At 66.2% G+C, this 16,991-nt stretch carries 14 protein-coding genes; 11 read left to right on the top strand and 3 right to left on the bottom strand.

Features of this window, described 5'->3' with window-relative positions:
• From paaD to C4B30_RS31360, 5 genes are all read left to right on the top strand, one after another.
• A partial coding sequence (gene paaD, locus C4B30_RS31380; RefSeq protein ID WP_105133408.1) for a 1,2-phenylacetyl-CoA epoxidase subunit PaaD occupies positions 1 to 537 on the top strand: 537 nt, incomplete at its 5' end.
• Positions 538 to 539: 2 nt separating this feature from the next.
• On the top strand, positions 540 to 1,628 hold the full coding sequence (paaE, locus tag C4B30_RS31375; RefSeq protein WP_027783294.1) for a 1,2-phenylacetyl-CoA epoxidase subunit PaaE: 1,089 nt from the start codon (positions 540 to 542) through the stop codon (positions 1,626 to 1,628).
• Between the two features lie 127 nt (positions 1,629 to 1,755).
• Positions 1,756 to 2,577, top strand: a complete 822-nt coding sequence (locus tag C4B30_RS31370) for a DUF1835 domain-containing protein (RefSeq protein WP_105133407.1) — start codon at positions 1,756 to 1,758, stop codon at positions 2,575 to 2,577.
• Positions 2,578 to 2,593: 16 nt separating this feature from the next.
• Positions 2,594 to 3,199, top strand: a complete 606-nt coding sequence (locus C4B30_RS31365) for a TetR/AcrR family transcriptional regulator (protein WP_027783292.1) — start codon at positions 2,594 to 2,596, stop codon at positions 3,197 to 3,199.
• Between the two features lie 232 nt (positions 3,200 to 3,431).
• The gene (locus C4B30_RS31360) at positions 3,432 to 4,079 is read left to right on the top strand and encodes a GNAT family N-acetyltransferase (protein ID WP_027783291.1); all 648 of its coding nucleotides are present in this window, start codon (positions 3,432 to 3,434) and stop codon (positions 4,077 to 4,079) included.
• Between the two features lie 69 nt (positions 4,080 to 4,148).
• Here the strand turns inward: C4B30_RS31360 and C4B30_RS31355 are convergent, their stop codons facing one another.
• Positions 4,149 to 4,673, bottom strand: a complete 525-nt coding sequence (locus tag C4B30_RS31355; protein WP_027783290.1) for an Lrp/AsnC family transcriptional regulator — start codon at positions 4,671 to 4,673, stop codon at positions 4,149 to 4,151.
• 214 nt (positions 4,674 to 4,887) lie between these two features.
• Between C4B30_RS31355 and hppD the strand changes: the two genes are divergently transcribed.
• A complete protein-coding gene (gene hppD / locus C4B30_RS31350) occupies positions 4,888 to 5,985 on the top strand; it encodes a 4-hydroxyphenylpyruvate dioxygenase (protein WP_027783289.1) in 1,098 nt (365 codons plus the stop codon).
• Between the two features lie 136 nt (positions 5,986 to 6,121).
• Here the strand turns inward: hppD and C4B30_RS31345 are convergent, their stop codons facing one another.
• Positions 6,122 to 6,316 (bottom strand): hypothetical protein, encoded by a 195-nt coding sequence (locus tag C4B30_RS31345; protein ID WP_027783288.1) that lies wholly within the window; start codon positions 6,314 to 6,316, stop codon positions 6,122 to 6,124.
• Between the two features lie 330 nt (positions 6,317 to 6,646).
• Here C4B30_RS31345 and C4B30_RS31340 point away from each other — a divergent pair, with 330 nt between their 5' ends.
• Entirely contained in the window at positions 6,647 to 10,237 is a 3,591-nt protein-coding gene (locus C4B30_RS31340) for an indolepyruvate ferredoxin oxidoreductase family protein (protein ID WP_027783287.1), read from the top strand.
• 152 nt (positions 10,238 to 10,389) lie between these two features.
• Here the strand turns inward: C4B30_RS31340 and C4B30_RS31335 are convergent, their stop codons facing one another.
• Entirely contained in the window at positions 10,390 to 12,660 is a 2,271-nt protein-coding gene (locus C4B30_RS31335) for an NADP-dependent malic enzyme (RefSeq protein ID WP_027783286.1), read from the bottom strand.
• Positions 12,661 to 13,119: 459 nt separating this feature from the next.
• On the opposite strand from C4B30_RS31335, the gene C4B30_RS31330 reads away from it, so the two are divergent.
• The 4 genes from C4B30_RS31330 to argC all read left to right on the top strand — a co-directional run bounded on the left by C4B30_RS31330 (position 13,120) and on the right by argC (position 16,570).
• Positions 13,120 to 13,806, top strand: a complete 687-nt coding sequence (locus C4B30_RS31330) for an orotate phosphoribosyltransferase (RefSeq protein ID WP_011546659.1) — start codon at positions 13,120 to 13,122, stop codon at positions 13,804 to 13,806.
• A gap of 241 nt (positions 13,807 to 14,047) precedes the next feature.
• On the top strand, positions 14,048 to 14,644 hold the full coding sequence (locus C4B30_RS31325) for a YbhB/YbcL family Raf kinase inhibitor-like protein (protein WP_105133406.1): 597 nt from the start codon (positions 14,048 to 14,050) through the stop codon (positions 14,642 to 14,644).
• 217 nt (positions 14,645 to 14,861) lie between these two features.
• Positions 14,862 to 15,434 (top strand): flavodoxin family protein, encoded by a 573-nt coding sequence (locus C4B30_RS31320; protein WP_105133405.1) that lies wholly within the window; start codon positions 14,862 to 14,864, stop codon positions 15,432 to 15,434.
• Positions 15,435 to 15,619: 185 nt separating this feature from the next.
• Positions 15,620 to 16,570: an N-acetyl-gamma-glutamyl-phosphate reductase gene (gene argC, locus C4B30_RS31315; RefSeq protein ID WP_105133404.1), complete on the top strand. Its 951-nt coding sequence runs from the start codon at positions 15,620 to 15,622 to the stop codon at positions 16,568 to 16,570.
• Positions 16,571 to 16,991: the final 421 nt, after the last annotated feature.

Here is a 16,991-nt window from a genome sequence, read left to right as displayed (position 1 = left end):
GCCCCCGCCCCCGCCGCGCACCGCGACGATCCGCTGCTCGCCCGTGCGTGGGACGTGCTGGAAACCGTGCCCGATCCGGAGATCCCGGTCGTGTCGATCCGCGAGCTCGGCATCCTGCGCGACGTCCGCCGCGCGGACGACGGCCGGCTCGAGGTCGTGATCACGCCGACCTACTCGGGCTGCCCGGCGATGTCGCAGATTGCCGAGGACATCGCCGCCGCGCTGCAGGCCGCCGATCTGCCGCCGCACCGGATCGAGACGGTGCTCGCCCCCGCCTGGACGACCGACTGGATCACGCAGGAAGCGCGCGACAAGCTGCGCGCGTACGGCATCGCGCCACCGGTCGGCCAGTGCGGCAGCGCCGCGCCGCGGGAGAACGTCGTGCGCTTCGTGCCGCGGCCGGTCGCCGCGCCCACCTGCCCGCGCTGCGGCTCCGCGCGCACCGAACGTCTCGCCCAGTTCGCGTCCACCGCCTGCAAGGCGCTGTATCGCTGCGTCGACTGCCGCGAACCCTTCGACTACTTCAAACCCTACTGAATATGGCGACCCCGCAATTTCATCCGCTGCGTATCCGCGACGTGCGGCCCGAGACCGCCGACGCCGTGACCGTCTCGTTCGACGTGCCGCCCGAGCTGCGCGATGCATACCGCTTCACGCAGGGCCAGTTCGTCACGCTGAAGACCCATATCGACGGCGAGGAGACGCGCCGCTCGTATTCGATCTGCGTCGGCACGACGGACTACGACCGCGACGGCGAACTGCGCATCGGCATCAAGCGCGTGCGCGGCGGCCGCTTCTCGAACTTCGCGTTCGACACGCTGAAGGCCGGCCACACGATCGACGTGATGACGCCGGACGGCCGCTTCTTCACGCACCTGAACGCCGACCACGGCAAGCAGTACGTCGCGTTTTCCGGCGGCTCGGGGATCACGCCGGTGCTCGCGATCGTGAAGACGACGCTCGAACTCGAGCCGCGCAGCACGTTCACGCTGATCTACGGCAACCGCAGCGTCGACGCGATCATGTTCGCGGAGGAGCTGGAGGACCTGAAGAACCGCTACATGAACCGCTTCGTCCTCTATCACGTGCTGTCGGACGACCTGCAGGACGTCGAGCTGTTCAACGGCGTGCTCGACCAGGCGAAATGCGCGGAATTCCTGGGCACGCTGACGCCGGCCGACGCGATCGACGAGGCGTTCATCTGCGGCCCGGCGCCGATGATGGACGCCGCCGAAGCCGCCCTGAAAGCCGCCGGCGTGCCGCAGGCGAAGGTGCACGTCGAGCGCTTCGGCACGCCGCTGCCGCAGGCCGGCGCACCGGTCGTCGAGATCACCGACCAGACGCCGGCCGCCGACCTCGAAATCGTGCTCGACGGCAAGAAGCGCAAGCTGCGTTTGCCGTACGAAGGCGTGAGCCTGCTCGACGTCGGCCTGCGCGCGGGCCTCGCGCTGCCGTACGCGTGCAAGGGCGGCGTCTGCTGCACGTGCCGCGCGAAGGTGGTCGAAGGCGAAGTGCGGATGGAGAAGAACTACACGCTCGAGGAGCACGAGGTGAAGGACGGTTTCGTGCTCACGTGCCAGTGTCACCCGATCAGCGACAAGGTCGTCGTGAGCTTCGACGAACGTTGAGCGGCATCGCGCCGCGGCGCGGTACGGTTTCTCGCCGTCACACATCTCGCTTACACTAGGGGCCGCCGGCCGGCTGGACGTCGCAACGTCCGCCCGCCGGCGGCTTTCTTTTGTTGACGACAGGCCGATGAGTACCATTCATGTGATTCAGGGGGGCACCGCCGCCGCGTCGCTGCGCGAGGGCCTTGCGCAAGCCGGACGCGACGAGCGCGTCGTGGGTTTGCTCGACGATCTCGGCGTCGGGCCGCTGAAGGGCGCCGACGAGACGCCCGACACGCGCGCCGCCTTCTGGCAGCACGTGCTCGGCGACCAGATTCCCGACTGGAACGCGGAAATCGAAGGCGAATTCGCCCGCCTCGACCAACTGGCGACGGAGACCGGCCAGGTCGTCGTGTGGCACGCGCCGAGCGTCGGCGACAAGCTGCTGCTGCGCCGCGTCGCCTATCACCTGCGCAACGTGCCGCAGCGCCTGAACGAGGTGCGGCTGTCGGCCGCCGACCTCGACGCCGCGCAACGCGCCTCGCTGTCGCGCGCCGACCAGGCATGCGCGACCGGGATGTTCTCGCCCGCGGAACTGGCGCGCAAGCGGCCGGCGGCCGCGCCGGTCTCGGTCCTGCGCATCGGCCGCCTCGCGCTCGAATGGCAGGAAGCGAAGCACCTGAACGCCGAACTGCGTTATTGGGTCAGCAACACGATCAAGAGCGGCCACTACGCCGATCTCGACGCGTTGATCGTCGCGCGCGCGCAAACCGACTGGCAGCCCGCGCGGCGCCTCGTCGGCAGCATCATGGCCGCCGCCGACCGCGGCGGACTGTTCGTCAGCGACTCGATCGCGTGGTGGCGCTGCCGCGAACTCGCGGCCGCCGGCCGGCTCGAGCTGCAGGACGACGCGCCGGACGCCCTCTCTTCCACGCAGGTGCGCGCGGCCCGCGCCGCCGAGCAACGCTAATCTTCCGTATTCGACCATGGCCCGAACCCGAGCGCCCGACCACGAATCCCAGCGCGAGCAGATCCTCGACCTGGCCGCCGAGAAATTCGCGCAGACGAGCTACCCGAGCACGTCGATGTCCGATCTCGCGACCGCGAGCGGCACGTCGAAGGCGCGGCTCTATCACTATTACGAGAGCAAGGAAGCGATCCTGTTCGACCTGCTCGACCGCTACACGAAACGGCTGATGCTGATCATCGCCGAGGTGGAGGGCGCGAGCCAGCGGCGCGGCCTCAGCGAGCGCGACGCGTTCGCGGAGCTCGTGCGCGCGTTCCTCTCCGAATACGAGACGTCGCACAGCCGCCACGTCGCGCTGCTCAACGACGTGAAGTATCTCGAGGACGCGCAGCGCGAAATCGTGCTCGACCGCCAGCGCGATATCGTCGCGGCGTTCACGCGGCAGCTCGCGCGCGCGTACCCGGACCGCATCTCGAAGGAAAACCAGACCTCGGTAACGATGATGGTGTTCGGGATGATCAACTGGACCTTCACGTGGCTGAAGCCGGGCGGGCGCCTCGGCTACCGCGACTTCGCCGAACAGGTGATCGACCTGATCGAGCGCGGGCTGTCGACGGCCGCCTGATTGCCGCGCAGCAGCATGCGTTGCGCGGCGGGCACAGTACGACCGCCGCCGCGCATTTCATATGATGAATTTTATATCCGTTTGAAATCAAATAGATAGCGAATGTACTAAGCGGATTTAGAATTCCCCCTCAGCACAAATAACGTCAAATGCGGGTTTTCCCCAACCCCGGTCGGCTAAAATGCTGTTGCATTGCACAACCCGTTTGTGCTCCCACACTGAGGAACCCACGATGAACACGCAATTCAACGGCCGTGCCGATGCTGTCGGCAAGGTCGGTACTGCGCCGGTTCTCGTCAGGGAACTGGCTTCCAAAGACCGTGAGCAGATGCTCACCCACTTTCTCTCGCTCGACGAAGAGGATCGCCTGCTGCGCTTCGGCCAGATGGTGCCCGACCACGTGATCGAGAACTATGTCCGCACGATCGATTTCGGTCGCGATACCGTGTTCGGCGTGTTCGACCACGACCTCGAACTGATCGGCGTCGGCCATCTGGCCTATCTGCCGGCCGAGGGCGACGCGCGTACGGCGGAATTCGGCGTGTCGGTGCTCGAAAGCGCGCGCGGCCGCGGCGTCGGCTCGAAGCTGTTCGAGCGCGCGGCGATCCGCAGCCGCAACACGCACGTGACGATGCTGTACATGCACTGCCTGTCGCGTAACGCGACGATGATGCACATCGCGAAGAAGTCCGGGATGCGGATCGAGTACGCGTACGGCGAAGCCGATGCGTACCTGTCGCTGCCGCCGGCCGACCACTCGACGATCATCGCCGAGATGATGCAGGAACAGGCCGCGGTGTTCGACTACGCGATGAAGCGCCAGGCGCGCCGCACGACGAAGTTCATCGAATCGCTGATGCCCGCCGCGCTGACGGCCTGACGTCGTTGACGTCGGCCAGCCGGGCGTGCCCGCGGCACGCCCGGCGCCCTCCCTTCCCCTGCCGCGGCGCTAGCGCGCCGAACGAATCGGCAACGCCGTCGTTTCCTTGAAGCAGTCGAGCGAGAAGCTCGTTTTCACGTCGATCACCGACGGGTGATGCAGCAGATGCTCCTGCACGAAGCGGGAGAAATGCGCCATATCCTCGACCTGCACGCGCAGCAGGTAATCCATGTCCCCGGTCATCGCATGGCACGCGACCACTTCCGGCCAGGTCTGCACGGCCGCGCGAAACAGCTCCGCGTGGGTCGCGCCCGCGCGCGCCGACGTCTCGTCGGCCCGGACCGGCGCAAGGCCGCCGCGCTTTTCGAGCCGCACGCTCACGTAGGCAAGCAGGTCGAGGCCGAGCTTCTGCGGATTCAGCAGCGCGACGTAGCCCGTGATCACGCCGATTTCCTCGAGCCGCCGGATCCGCCGCAGGCACGGGCTCGGCGACAGGTTCACGCGTTCGGCGATCTCCTGGTTCGACAGGCGACCGTTCTCCTGAAGAATCGCGAGAATTCGCCGATCGATGGCATCCAATTCGGCTTGCGCCATCTTCTGCCCTCCGTTGGTTATTTTAAGATTGGAAATTGCGCCATCGTAGGTGCCGGCGATTAAGTTCGCAAGTTTCCGCTCGCGGCTGCCCGCTACACTCTGTCGCATGTCCCGACTCGCCGCGCACGCGCGTTACTGGCGCGGCCGTCGACATCGAACCACGCCGGGCACGCGCACGCCGCCCCGGCCGATCGCCCCGCACAGGAGACACGACATGCAGATCCCCAACTGGGACAACCCCGTCGGCACCGACGGCTTCGAATTCATCGAATACACGGCACCGGACCCGAAAGCACTCGGACAACTGTTCGAACGGATGGGTTTCACCGCGATCGCGCGCCACCGCCACAAGGACGTGACGGTGTACCGCCAGGGCGACATCAACTTCATCATCAATGCCGAACCCGATTCGTTCGCGCAGCGCTTCGCGCGGCTGCACGGCCCGTCGATCTGCGCGATCGCGTTCCGCGTGCAGGACGCCGCCAAGGCGTACCAGCACGCACTGGAACTCGGCGCATGGGGCTTCGACAACAAGACGGGCCCGATGGAGCTGAACATCCCGGCGATCAAGGGCATCGGCGATTCGCTGATTTACTTCGTCGACCGCTGGCGCGGCAAGAACGGCGCGCAACCGGGCGCGATCGGCGACATCAGCATCTACGACGTCGACTTCGAGCCGATTCCCGGCGCGAACCCGAACCCGGTCGGCCACGGCCTCACCTACATCGACCATCTGACACACAACGTGCATCGCGGCCGCATGCAGGAATGGGCCGAGTTCTACGAACGCCTGTTCAACTTCCGCGAAGTGCGCTATTTCGACATCGAAGGCAAGGTGACGGGCGTGAAGTCGAAGGCAATGACGTCGCCGTGCGGCAAGATCCGCATCCCGATCAACGAGGAAGGCTCGGATACGGCCGGCCAGATCCAGGAATACCTCGACGCGTATCACGGCGAAGGCATCCAGCACATCGCGCTCGGCGCGAGCGACATCTACCAGGCGGTCGACGGGCTGCGCAGCAAGGAAGTGAAGCTGCTCGACACGATCGACACGTATTACGAGCTGGTCGATCGCCGCGTGCCGAACCACGGTGAATCGCTGGACGAGCTGAAGAAGCGCAAGATCCTGATCGACGGCGCGCGCGACGACCTGCTGCTGCAGATCTTCACCGAAAACCAGATCGGGCCGATCTTCTTCGAAATCATCCAGCGCAAGGGCAACCAGGGCTTCGGCGAAGGCAACTTCAAGGCGCTGTTCGAATCGATCGAGCTCGACCAGATTCGCCGCGGTGTCGTGCAGGACAAGGCCTGACGCTTGCGCCGCGCGGCGGTAGCCCCGGGCAATCGGGGTGGCCGCGCGATCCGGCGGCACAAAGAAAAAGGGCGGGAATCCTCTGATTCCCGCCCTTTTTGTATTCTGGCGCAGCCTGCGAGGCCGCGCGATCGCGTCAACGCACGTTCGCCTTCGATACGGCGGCGCGCTCGGCCGACGGCTGTGCCGCGGCGTCCGGGGCCGGCACGATCTGACGCATCTGCGCGCCGGCTGCCGCCAGTGCGCTCGCGCCTTGCGCGCGCACCGGGCCGGTCATCGCGAAAAACGCGGCGGACACGATCAGGAAACTCTGGATATGACGTGTGTTCATTGCACCTCCTGTAAAACTGCCGGCGCCTCCCCGACTGCGTCGGAACGAACCCACGCGGCCGGGCACCTCCGGCAGGCCGACAAGATTAACGGCATTTGCCCGCAGATCAACACGGCTTTACATGCTTTTACATGATGTAACGCATGGTCTCGCCCTGTTTCGTGGCGCGCCGCCCGCCGTTCCCCCGCGTTGCGGCCGATGGGCGGCGGGTTTGCCCCAGTGCTACCATCCCTTAAAACCGGCGAACATGCCGGCCACTGCAGACGCATCCAAAAGATGCCGACGCAACCGAAGTTTTGGTGATCCCAGACCGGGTGGAGGAGACAGTTAATGAATGCCCCGCTAGACGCAGGCCAACGCGCGTCGCTAGAAGCCGCGCTGAAGTCCGTCACGCTTGACGACAAATACACGCTGGAACGCGGCCGCGCGTACATGAGCGGCATCCAGGCCCTCGTGCGCCTGCCGATGCTCCAGCAGGAACGCGACCGCGCCGCCGGTCTCAATACGGCCGGCTTCATTTCCGGCTACCGCGGCTCGCCGCTCGGCGGCCTCGATCTGTCGCTCTGGAAAGCCAAGCAGCACCTGGCCGCCCACCAGATCGTCTTCCAGCCCGGCCTCAACGAAGATCTCGCCGCCACCGCCGTGTGGGGCTCCCAGCAGGTGAACCTGTACCCCGGCGCGAAGCACGACGGCGTGTTCGGCATGTGGTACGGCAAGGGACCGGGCGTCGATCGCACCGGCGACGTCTTCAAGCACGCGAACTCGGCCGGCTCGTCGCGGCACGGCGGCGTGCTGGTGCTGGCCGGCGACGACCACGCGGCGAAATCGTCGACGCTCGCGCACCAGTCCGAGCACATCTTCAAGGCCTGCGGGCTGCCGGTGCTGTTCCCGTCCAACGTGCAGGAATATCTCGATTTCGGCCTGCACGGCTGGGCGATGAGCCGTTACTCGGGCCTGTGGGTCGCGCTCAAGTGCGTGACGGACGTCGTCGAATCGTCGGCATCGGTCGACATCGACCCGCATCGCACCGAGATCGTGCTGCCGACCGATTTCATCCTGCCGGAAGGCGGGCTGAACATCCGCTGGCCCGATCCGCCGCTCGTGCAGGAAGCGCGGCTGCTCGACTACAAGTGGTACGCGGCGCTTGCCTACGTCCGGGCGAACAAGCTCGACCGGATCGAGATCGATTCGCCGCATGCGCGCTTCGGGATCATGACCGGCGGCAAGGCGTACCTCGACGTGCGCCAGGCGCTGGTCGACCTCGGTCTCGACGACGAAACCTGCGCGCGGATCGGCATCCGGCTCTACAAGGTCGGCTGCGTGTGGCCGCTCGAAGCGCAGGGCGCGCAGGCGTTCGCGCGCGGCCTCGACGAAATCCTGGTCGTCGAGGAAAAGCGCCAGATCCTCGAATACGCGATCAAGGAAGAGCTGTACAACTGGCCCGATGCGCAGCGTCCGCGCGTATTCGGCAAGTTCGACGAGAAGGACGGCGCCGGCGGCGAATGGTCGGTGCCGATGGGCAACTGGCTGCTGCCCGCGCACTACGAGCTGTCGCCGGCGATCATCGCGAAGGCGATCGCGACGCGGCTCGAGAAGTTCGAATTGCCGTCCGACGTGCGCGCGCGCATCGCCGCGCGGCTCGCGGTGATCAACGCGAAGGAAATGGCGCTCGCGAAGCCGCACGTGCAGACCGAGCGCAAGCCGTGGTTCTGCTCGGGCTGCCCGCACAACACGTCGACCACCGTGCCGGAAGGATCGCGCGCGATCGCCGGGATCGGCTGCCACTACATGACCGTGTGGATGGACCGCAGCACGAGCACCTTCAGCCAGATGGGCGGCGAAGGCGTGCCGTGGATCGGCCAGGCGCCGTTCACGGACGAAAAGCACGTGTTCGCGAACCTCGGCGACGGCACCTATTTCCATTCGGGCCTGCTCGCGGTGCGCGCGGCGATCTCGTCGAAGGCGAACATCACCTACAAGATCCTCTACAACGACGCGGTGGCGATGACGGGCGGCCAGCCGGTCGACGGCGTGCTGACGGTGCCGCAGATCACGCACCAGCTCGCATCCGAAGGCGCGAAGAAGATCGTGATCGTCACCGACGAGCCGGAGAAGTACGACAGCCAGAAGGCGCTGCTCGCACCGGGCGTGACGATCCATCACCGCGACCAGCTCGACGACGTGCAGCGCGAGCTGCGCGAGATCGAAGGCACGACGATCCTGATCTACGACCAGACCTGCGCGACCGAGAAGCGCCGCCGTCGCAAACGCGGCACATATCCGGACCCGGCCAAGCGCGTCGTGATCAACGAAGCGGTGTGCGAAGGCTGCGGCGACTGCTCGGTGCAGTCGAACTGCCTGTCGGTCGAGCCGCTGGAAACCGAATTCGGTACGAAGCGCCAGATCAACCAGTCGAGCTGCAACAAGGACTTTTCGTGCGTGAAGGGCTTCTGCCCGAGCTTCGTCACGGTCGAGGGCGGCCAGTTGAAGAAGCCGAAGGCCGTGTCGGTCGACGGCAGCGCATTGCCGCCGATCCCCGAGCCGACGCTGCCCGACATCGACCGCGCGTACGGCGTGCTCGTCACCGGCGTGGGCGGCACGGGCGTCGTCACGATCGGCGCGCTGCTCGGGATGGCCGCGCACCTGGAAAACAAGGGGGTGACCGTGCTCGACGTCACCGGCCTCGCGCAGAAAGGCGGCGCCGTGATGAGCCACGTGCAGATCTCGCACGCGCCGACCGACATCCACGCCACGCGGATCGCGATGGGCGAAGCCGACCTCGTGATCGGCTGCGATGCGATCGTCACGGCCGGCGACGAATGCACGTCGCGGATGCGGCACGACACGACGCGGGTCGTCGTCAACAGTGCGCAGACGCCGACCGCCGAGTTCATCAAGAACCCGAACTGGGCGTTCCCCGGCGTGTCGGCCGAGAACGACATCCGCGCGGCGGCCGGGGAAGCGGTCGACTTCATCGACGCGAACCGCTTCGCGGTCGCGCTGCTCGGCGACGCGATCTACACGAACCCGTTCGTGCTCGGCTACGCATGGCAGAAGGGCTGGCTGCCGCTGACGCTCGCGTCGCTCGAACGCGCGATCGAGCTGAACGCGGTGTCGGTCGAGAAGAACCGCGCGGCGTTCGACTGGGGTCGCCGCGCCGCGTACGACCTGGCGAGCGTGAAGCAGGCCGCGGCCGGCGACGCCCGCCCCGCGCAAGGCGCCACGGTGATCTCGCTGCACACGAAGAAGGCGGTCGACGCGCTGATCGCGAAGCGCGTGGAATTCCTCACCGCGTACCAGAACGCCGCGTACGCGTCGCGTTATGCGGCCTTCGTCGACAAGGTGCGTGCCAGCGAGCGTGCGCTGGCGGACGGCGACACCGTGCAGGAGCCGCTGACCGAAGCGGTCGCGCGCAACCTGTTCAAGCTGATGGCGTACAAGGACGAATACGAGGTCGCGCGACTGCAGTCCGATCCTGCGTTCCTCGCGCGCCTGACCGCGCAGTTCGAAGGCGACTGGAAGCTGAAATTCCACCTCGCGCCGCCGCTGTTCGCGAAGACGGATGCGCACGGCCATCTCGTGAAGAAGGCGTACGGCCCGTGGATGATGTCGGCGTTCCGGCTGCTCGCGAAGGCGAAGTTCCTGCGCGGCACGGGGCTCGATCCGTTCGGCCGCACCGCGGAGCGCCGCACCGAGCGCGCGCTGATCGGCGAGTACGAAGCGCTGATCGACGAGGTGCTGGCCAAGCTGAACGCGGCCAACCGCCCGCTCGCGCTCGAGCTCGCGGCGCTGCCGGACGGCATTCGCGGCTACGGTCACGTGAAGGAGAACAACCTGCGCGCGGTGCGCCAGAAGTGGCAAACGCTGCTGGCGACGTGGCGTTCGCCGGCAGGCGGCCAGTCGCACCAGCAGGTCGCGTAACGGTACGCGGCGGGCGAGGCGTTCGCGTTCGGGCGCCCCGCCCGCGCCGCTGTCTTCATTTACGGTTTACGCAAAAAAAACGCCACGGAACGCAGGTTCCGTGGCGTTTTTCATTGCGCCGCGCGTGACGCGCGGCACACGCGGGCGTGGCCTTACTTCGTGTTCACGTTCGCGGCGGCAACGGCCGTCATGTTGATGATCCGGCGCACGGTCGCGGCCGGCGTCAGGATGTGGACCGGCTTTGCCGCGCCGAGCAGGAACGGGCCGACCGTCACGCCTTCGCCGCCGACCATCTTCAGCAGGTTGTACGCGATGTTCGCGGCTTCGACGTTCGGCATGATCAGCAGGTTCGCTTCGCCCGACAGCGTCGTGCCCGGGAACGCCTGCTTGCGGATCAGTTCCGACAGCGCCGCGTCGCCGTGCATTTCGCCGTCGACTTCGAGGTTCGGCGCACGTTCGACGATCAGCTTGCGGGCCTCGGCCATCCGGCGCGACGACGCCGACGGCGCGCTGCCGAAGTTCGAGTTCGACAGCAGCGCGGCCTTCGGCGCGATGCCGAAGCGCTCGATCTCGGCCGCGGCCTGGATCGTCATGTCGGCGAGCTGGTCGGCGCTCGGCAGTTCGTTCACGTACGTGTCGCACACGAACAGGTTGCGCCCCGGCAGCATCAGCAGGTTCATCGCGGCGAAGTGCTCGGCGCCCTTCGCACGGCCCAGCACCTGCTCGATGAACTTCAGGTGGCTGTGGAACGTGTCGATCATCCCGCAGATCATCCCGTCCGCATCGCCCAGATGCACGAGCATCGCGCCGATCAGCGTATTGAACTTGCGCATCGCGGCCTTCGCGACTTCCGGCGTCACGCCGTCGCGCGCGCCGATCTCCTGATACGCCTGCCAATAGCGGTGGTAGCGCGCATCGTCTTCCGGATCGACGATTTCGAAATCGGTGCCGGCCTTCAGCTTCGAACCGATCTTCGCGAGGCGCATGTCGACGACCGACGGACGGCCGATGATGATCGGCTTCGCGATCTTTTCCAGCAGCACGAACTGCGCGGCACGCAGCACGCGCTCGTCTTCACCTTCGGCGAACACGATGCGGGCTTGCTTCTGCTTCGCGGTCGCGAACACCGGGCGCATCACCATGCCGGTGCGGTAGACGGTCGCGCCGAGCTGCTCGCGGTACGCGTCCATGTCCTGGATCGGGCGCGTGGCGACGCCCGAATCCATCGCGGCCTGTGCGACGGCCGGCGCGATCTTGATGATCAGGCGCGGGTCGAACGGCTTCGGAATCAGGTAGTCCGGCCCGAATTCGAGCGAATGGCCTTCATACGCCTTCGCGACTTCCTCGCTCTGGTCGGTTTCCTCGGCCAGCTCGGCGATCGCGCGCACGCACGCGAGCTTCATTTCTTCGGTGATCGTCGTCGCGCCGACGTCGAGCGCGCCGCGGAAGATGAACGGGAAGCACAGGACGTTGTTGACCTGGTTCGGGTAGTCCGAACGGCCAGTCGCGACGATCGCGTCCGGGCGCACGGCCTTCGCGTCTTCCGGGCGGATTTCCGGTTCCGGATTCGCGAGCGCCAGGATCAGCGGGCGGTCGCCCATCGTCTTGACCATGTCCTGCTTCAGCACGCCCGCGCTCGAGCAGCCGAGGAACACGTCCGCGCCGACGATCGCGTCGGCGAGCGTGCGCGCGTCGGTGTTCGCCGCATAGCGCTGCTTCGACGGATCGAGGTTGCCGCGCCCTTCGTAGATCACGCCCTTTGAATCGGCGACGAGGATGTTCGACTTCGTGAGGCCGAGGTTCACCAGCAGGTCCAGACACGCGATCGCTGCCGCGCCGGCGCCCGAGCATACGAGCTTCACTTCGGCAAGCTTCTTGCCGACGACCTTCAGGCCGTTCAGGATCGCGGCCGACGCGATGATCGCGGTGCCGTGCTGGTCGTCGTGGAAGACGGGGATCTTCATGCGCTCGCGCAGCTTCTGCTCGATGTAGAAGCATTCCGGCGCCTTGATGTCCTCGAGGTTGATGCCGCCGAGCGTCGGCTCGAGCATCGCGATCGCCTCGACGAGCTTGTCGGGGTCGGACTCCGACAATTCGATGTCGAACACGTCGATGCCCGCGAATTTCTTGAAGAGGCAGCCCTTGCCTTCCATCACCGGCTTCGCGGCGAGCGGGCCGATGTTGCCCAGACCGAGCACGGCCGTGCCGTTCGTGATGACGCCGACGAGGTTGCCACGCGACGTGTACTTCTGCGCGTCGAGCGGATCGGCGTGGATCGCCTCGCACGCGGCGGCGACGCCGGGCGAATACGCGAGCGACAGATCGAGCTGGTTCGACAGCGGCTTGGTCGGGGTGACCGAAATCTTGCCGGGTTTCGGATTCAGGTGATAAGCGAGAGCGGCCTGCTTCAGTTGTTCGTCCATGATTGACCTGCGAGAGACATGCGAAATATTGACGACTCAGTACACAGCACCTTCGGCCGCGTCTGCTTGAATCGAGGGGATGGTCGACTGCGAGACGGCCCGCGACGCGCCGGATCGGCACGCCAACGAACCTTGGCGGATGGCAAGAAGAAAGTACAAAGTACTGAACGATTTCCAAGGGTCGCCTAGTGTACACCCCCTAAATGACCTCTGTTGGTGCAGCGCCGCATCCCCGGCATCAGCATCGAACTGATCGCGCCCCGTTTGTTTCGCGGGTGGTGAGCGGCATCGCGAACCCGCGCGAATTCCGCCGAAAACCGGCCTGAATCGGGTAAAATAGCCGGCTACGCGCGCAGCGATGCGATTGGTTCGCCGATCGCGCCCCGGCCCCCCGGGCGGGTTCCCTTGCTGCGCCACCGGGCCCGCGCCCGATCCTCGCTCATCACCCAAGGAATGCCCATGACAGGCTACGATCGTCAGTCGATCTCGGATACGACCGCCAAAATCCTGCTCGAAGTGCAGGCGGTGCACTTCAATGCCGAAAAACCGTTCATCTTCACGTCCGGCTGGGCAAGCCCCGTCTATATCGACTGCCGCAAGCTGATCTCGTATCCGCGCGTGCGCCGTGCGCTGATGGAAATGGCTGAAACGACGATCACGCGCGACATCGGCTTCGAGCAGATCGACGCGGTGGCGGGCGGCGAGACGGCCGGCATCCCGTTCGCGGCCTGGATCGCGGACCGGATGATGGTGCCGATGCAGTACGTGCGCAAAAAGCCGAAGGGTTTCGGCCGCAACGCGCAGATCGAAGGCCATCTCGAGGAAGGCTCGCGCGTGCTGCTGGTGGAAGACCTGACGACCGACAGCCGCAGCAAGATCAACTTCGTCAACGCGCTGCGCACCGCGGGCGCGACGGTGAACCACTGCTTCGTGCTGTTCCACTACGACATCTTCAAGGAAAGCGTGTCGGTCCTGAAGGACATCGACGTCGACCTGCACGCGCTCGCCACGTGGTGGGACGTGCTGCGCGTCGCGAAGGCCTCGGGCTACTTCGAGACGAAGACGCTCGACGAAGTCGAGAAATTCCTGCATGCACCGGCCGAGTGGTCGGCCGCGCACGGCGGCGCGACGGCCCCGAAGGAATGACGCCACGCCGGCACGCATGCCGGCGCGCTGGCCGAGAAAGCCGCCTGCTTCATCGCAGGCGGCTTTTTTTTCGTCCATCGACCGGCGCCCTGACCGATCGCAATCGCGCTCGCCGATGTGCGTCGCTCATCGAACCCTAATGCTAGACTTGATTCATCGCCGCCGTCGGCGGCGCGGGCAACACACAATGCCAACAATGCCGGGAGCCTCGGCCCGGCCCACGTGACGGGAGAAGCGCCATATGCGTGTGGATCGCCGGATCACTCCGCCTGCGCCATCGGGTCGCCCGTCTCCGTTCCTCCTCCCCGTTCTCCTGTGCGCCGCCGTTTTCGCGGCGCTGCCCGCCCATGCGGAAGGCCCGTTCACCGTGACGAGCGACGACCTGACGCCCGGCGCCCGCGTGCGGGCCGCGAACGTGTTCGACCGCGGCGACTGCAAGGGCGCGAACCGCTCGCCGCAACTCGCGTGGCACAACCCGCCGCCCGGCACGCGCGGCTACGCCGTCACGATCTTCGATCCCGACGCGCCCGGGCACGGCTGGTGGCACTGGGCCGTCGCGGGCATCCCGGCGACCGTCACGAGCCTGCCGGCCGACGCGAGCGCATCCGGCTTCCTGCGCCGCATCGGCGCGAGCGAGGCGCGCAACGATTTCGGGATCGACGGCTACGGCGGCCCGTGCCCGCCGCCCGGCAAGCCGCATCGCTACGTGATCACCGTCTATGCGCTGAAGGGCACCGACTTGCGCATCTCGCAGGGCCGCCCGGCGCCGATGTTCGAGCATGAGATCGGCACGCTCGCGATCGGCACCGCGCAACTCACGGTCACTTACGGGCAGTAAGCGCTCGCGCGCCGCCGCCCGTTGCAGCTCGCGATTGCCTGCCCGCGCCCGCGAATCTCCGAGCGCGGCCCGCGTGCTTTTTCCCGTCATTTCGGCTTGCTAGACTCGGCGGCACCGGTCGCGGCACCCGCCGCCCATCCGTCGCGCCGCCCGAGTGCGGCGCGTGACGCGGCGAGCCTGCGGTTCGCCGTTCCCATTCCTTTCCGGAGAACGCTTCATGTCGAACATCGTCATCGTCTATCACAGCGGCTACGGTCACACGCAGAAGCTGGCCGAGGCCGTGCACGCGGGCGCGCAGGATGCCGGCGCCACCACACGCCTCATCGCCGTCGGCGAGCTCGACGACACGGGCTGGGCCGCGCTCGACGCGGCGGACGCGATCGTGTTCGGCGCGCCGACCTACATGGGCGGCCCGTCCGCGCAGTTCAAGCAGTTTGCCGACGCCACGTCGAAACCGTGGTTTACGCAGAAATGGAAGGACAAGATCGCCGCGGGCTTCACGAACTCGGCGACGATGAACGGCGACAAGTTCTCGACGATTCAGTATTTCGTCACGCTGGCGATGCAACATGGGATGGTGTGGATCGGCACGGGCATGATGCCGGCCAACTCGAAGGCGGCCACGCGCAACGACATCAACTACGTCGGCGGCTTCACGGGCCTGCTCGCGCAGTCGCCGGCGGACGCGACACCCGACGAGGGCCCGCTGCCCGGCGACCTCGACACCGCGAAAGCGTTCGGCCGGCGCGTCGCCGACGCGACGGCGCGCTGGGTGGCCGGCGGTCGCTGAGCACACCCGGGCGCCCGACCTCGCGTGCAGCCGTTCGCGGCCACGCGGCGCCGGGCGCGTCAAAGGGACACAAGACGGCCCGCCGGCCGTCTTTTTTCGCCCCGCGCGGTGCAGTGCCGCCGGATGACGTCTTAAAATGGCGGTTTCAGGGCGCCGCGGCTCCCGTTTCATTCAGTGAGAGCGAAATGAGCACCAAAGTTTTTGTCGACGGCCAGGAAGGCACGACCGGCCTCAAGATCTTCGAATACCTGTCGGCACGCAGCGACATCGAGATCCTGCGCATCGATGAAGCGAAGCGCAAGGACGTCGACGAGCGCCGCCGCCTGATCAACGCGTCGGACGTCACGTTCCTGTGCCTGCCGGATGTCGCATCGCGCGAATCCGCATCGCTCGTCGAGAACCCGAACACCACGCTGATCGACGCGAGCACCGCGTTCCGCACCAGCGCCGACTGGGCCTACGGCCTGCCCGAGCTGACCCGCGCGCAGCGCGAGAAGATTCGTACGTCGAAGCGCATCGCGGTGCCGGGCTGCCACGCATCGGCATTCGTGCTCGCGATGCGTCCGCTCGTCGATGCGGGCATCGTCGCGCCGACGTTCGCCGCGCACAGCTACTCGATCACCGGCTACAGCGGCGGCGGCAAGTCGATGATCGCCGAGTACGAAAGCGCCGCGCCGGGCGGCAAGCTCGCGAGCCCGCGCCCGTACGCACTGGGCCTTGCTCACAAGCACCTGCCGGAAATGGCCGCGCATACCGGCCTCGCGAACGCGCCGATCTTCACGCCGATCGTCGGCCCGTTCCTGAAGGGCCTCGCGGTGACGACCTACTTCACGCCCGAGCAGCTCGCGAAACGCGCGACGCCGCAGGACGTGCAGCGCGTGTTCGCCGAGTACTACGCGGACGAAGCGTTCGTGCGCGTCGCACCGTTCGACGCGGATGCGAACCTCGACAGCGGCTTCTTCGACGTGCAGGCGAACAACGACACGAACCGTGTCGACCTGTTCGTGTTCGGCAACGCGGAGCGCTTCATCACGGTCGCGCGCCTCGACAACCTCGGCAAGGGCGCGTCGGGCGCCGCGATCCAGTGCATGAACCTCAACATCGGCGCGGCCGAGGACGCGGGCCTCAAACGCTGATTCAGCATCGCATGCCATGCAAAGCCGGCCACTGGCCGGCTTTTTATTTACCCGTATCAGGCAATATACAAAAACACCGGATCGCGCATTTACAAATATTTACAAGCTTTCCATTGCGCGATTACCAGTGAATTAATCCCGCCCCTCCCTTATCCAGTCAATCCCGAATAGGGATAAACCGGATACCGTCGATTTAAACGCTGCCGTTATACGCGAGAAGGCGCTGCGAGAACGCGCCGGGCGTCGCGGATCCCCCACTGCCGCAGCTTTCGACAGCCCGCCTCGCGTTTAAATTCTTACCAATTGCCTTATCGGGCAAGGATTCAAATCGCCGATCCCGTTTCAATCGCCTTTTTTAGACGGGTTCATCAATTGACAGCAAAAATCCAGGCAGCGACATTAGCTCGCACAATTAAACGAT

Source organism: Burkholderia sp. BE12, assembly GCF_002959955.1.
GTDB lineage: Bacteria > Pseudomonadota > Gammaproteobacteria > Burkholderiales > Burkholderiaceae > Burkholderia.
This window is presented reverse-complemented; position numbering and strand designations above follow the sequence as displayed.

Bases quoted from the DNA above. Each gene is read 5' to 3' on its own strand.
- paaE (WP_027783294.1), top strand. From the start codon at position 540: ATGGCGACCCCGCAATTTCATCCGCTGCGTATCCGCGACGTGCGGCCC.
- C4B30_RS31370 (WP_105133407.1), top strand. From the start codon at position 1,756: ATGAGTACCATTCATGTGATTCAGGGGGGCACCGCCGCCGCGTCGCTG.
- C4B30_RS31365 (WP_027783292.1), top strand. From the start codon at position 2,594: ATGGCCCGAACCCGAGCGCCCGACCACGAATCCCAGCGCGAGCAGATC.
- C4B30_RS31360 (WP_027783291.1), top strand. From the start codon at position 3,432: ATGAACACGCAATTCAACGGCCGTGCCGATGCTGTCGGCAAGGTCGGT.
- C4B30_RS31355 (WP_027783290.1), bottom strand. From the start codon at position 4,673: ATGGCGCAAGCCGAATTGGATGCCATCGATCGGCGAATTCTCGCGATT.
- hppD (WP_027783289.1), top strand. From the start codon at position 4,888: ATGCAGATCCCCAACTGGGACAACCCCGTCGGCACCGACGGCTTCGAA.
- C4B30_RS31345 (WP_027783288.1), bottom strand. From the start codon at position 6,316: ATGAACACACGTCATATCCAGAGTTTCCTGATCGTGTCCGCCGCGTTT.
- C4B30_RS31340 (WP_027783287.1), top strand. From the start codon at position 6,647: ATGAATGCCCCGCTAGACGCAGGCCAACGCGCGTCGCTAGAAGCCGCG.
- C4B30_RS31335 (WP_027783286.1), bottom strand. From the start codon at position 12,660: ATGGACGAACAACTGAAGCAGGCCGCTCTCGCTTATCACCTGAATCCG.
- C4B30_RS31330 (WP_011546659.1), top strand. From the start codon at position 13,120: ATGACAGGCTACGATCGTCAGTCGATCTCGGATACGACCGCCAAAATC.
- C4B30_RS31325 (WP_105133406.1), top strand. From the start codon at position 14,048: ATGCGTGTGGATCGCCGGATCACTCCGCCTGCGCCATCGGGTCGCCCG.
- C4B30_RS31320 (WP_105133405.1), top strand. From the start codon at position 14,862: ATGTCGAACATCGTCATCGTCTATCACAGCGGCTACGGTCACACGCAG.
- argC (WP_105133404.1), top strand. From the start codon at position 15,620: ATGAGCACCAAAGTTTTTGTCGACGGCCAGGAAGGCACGACCGGCCTC.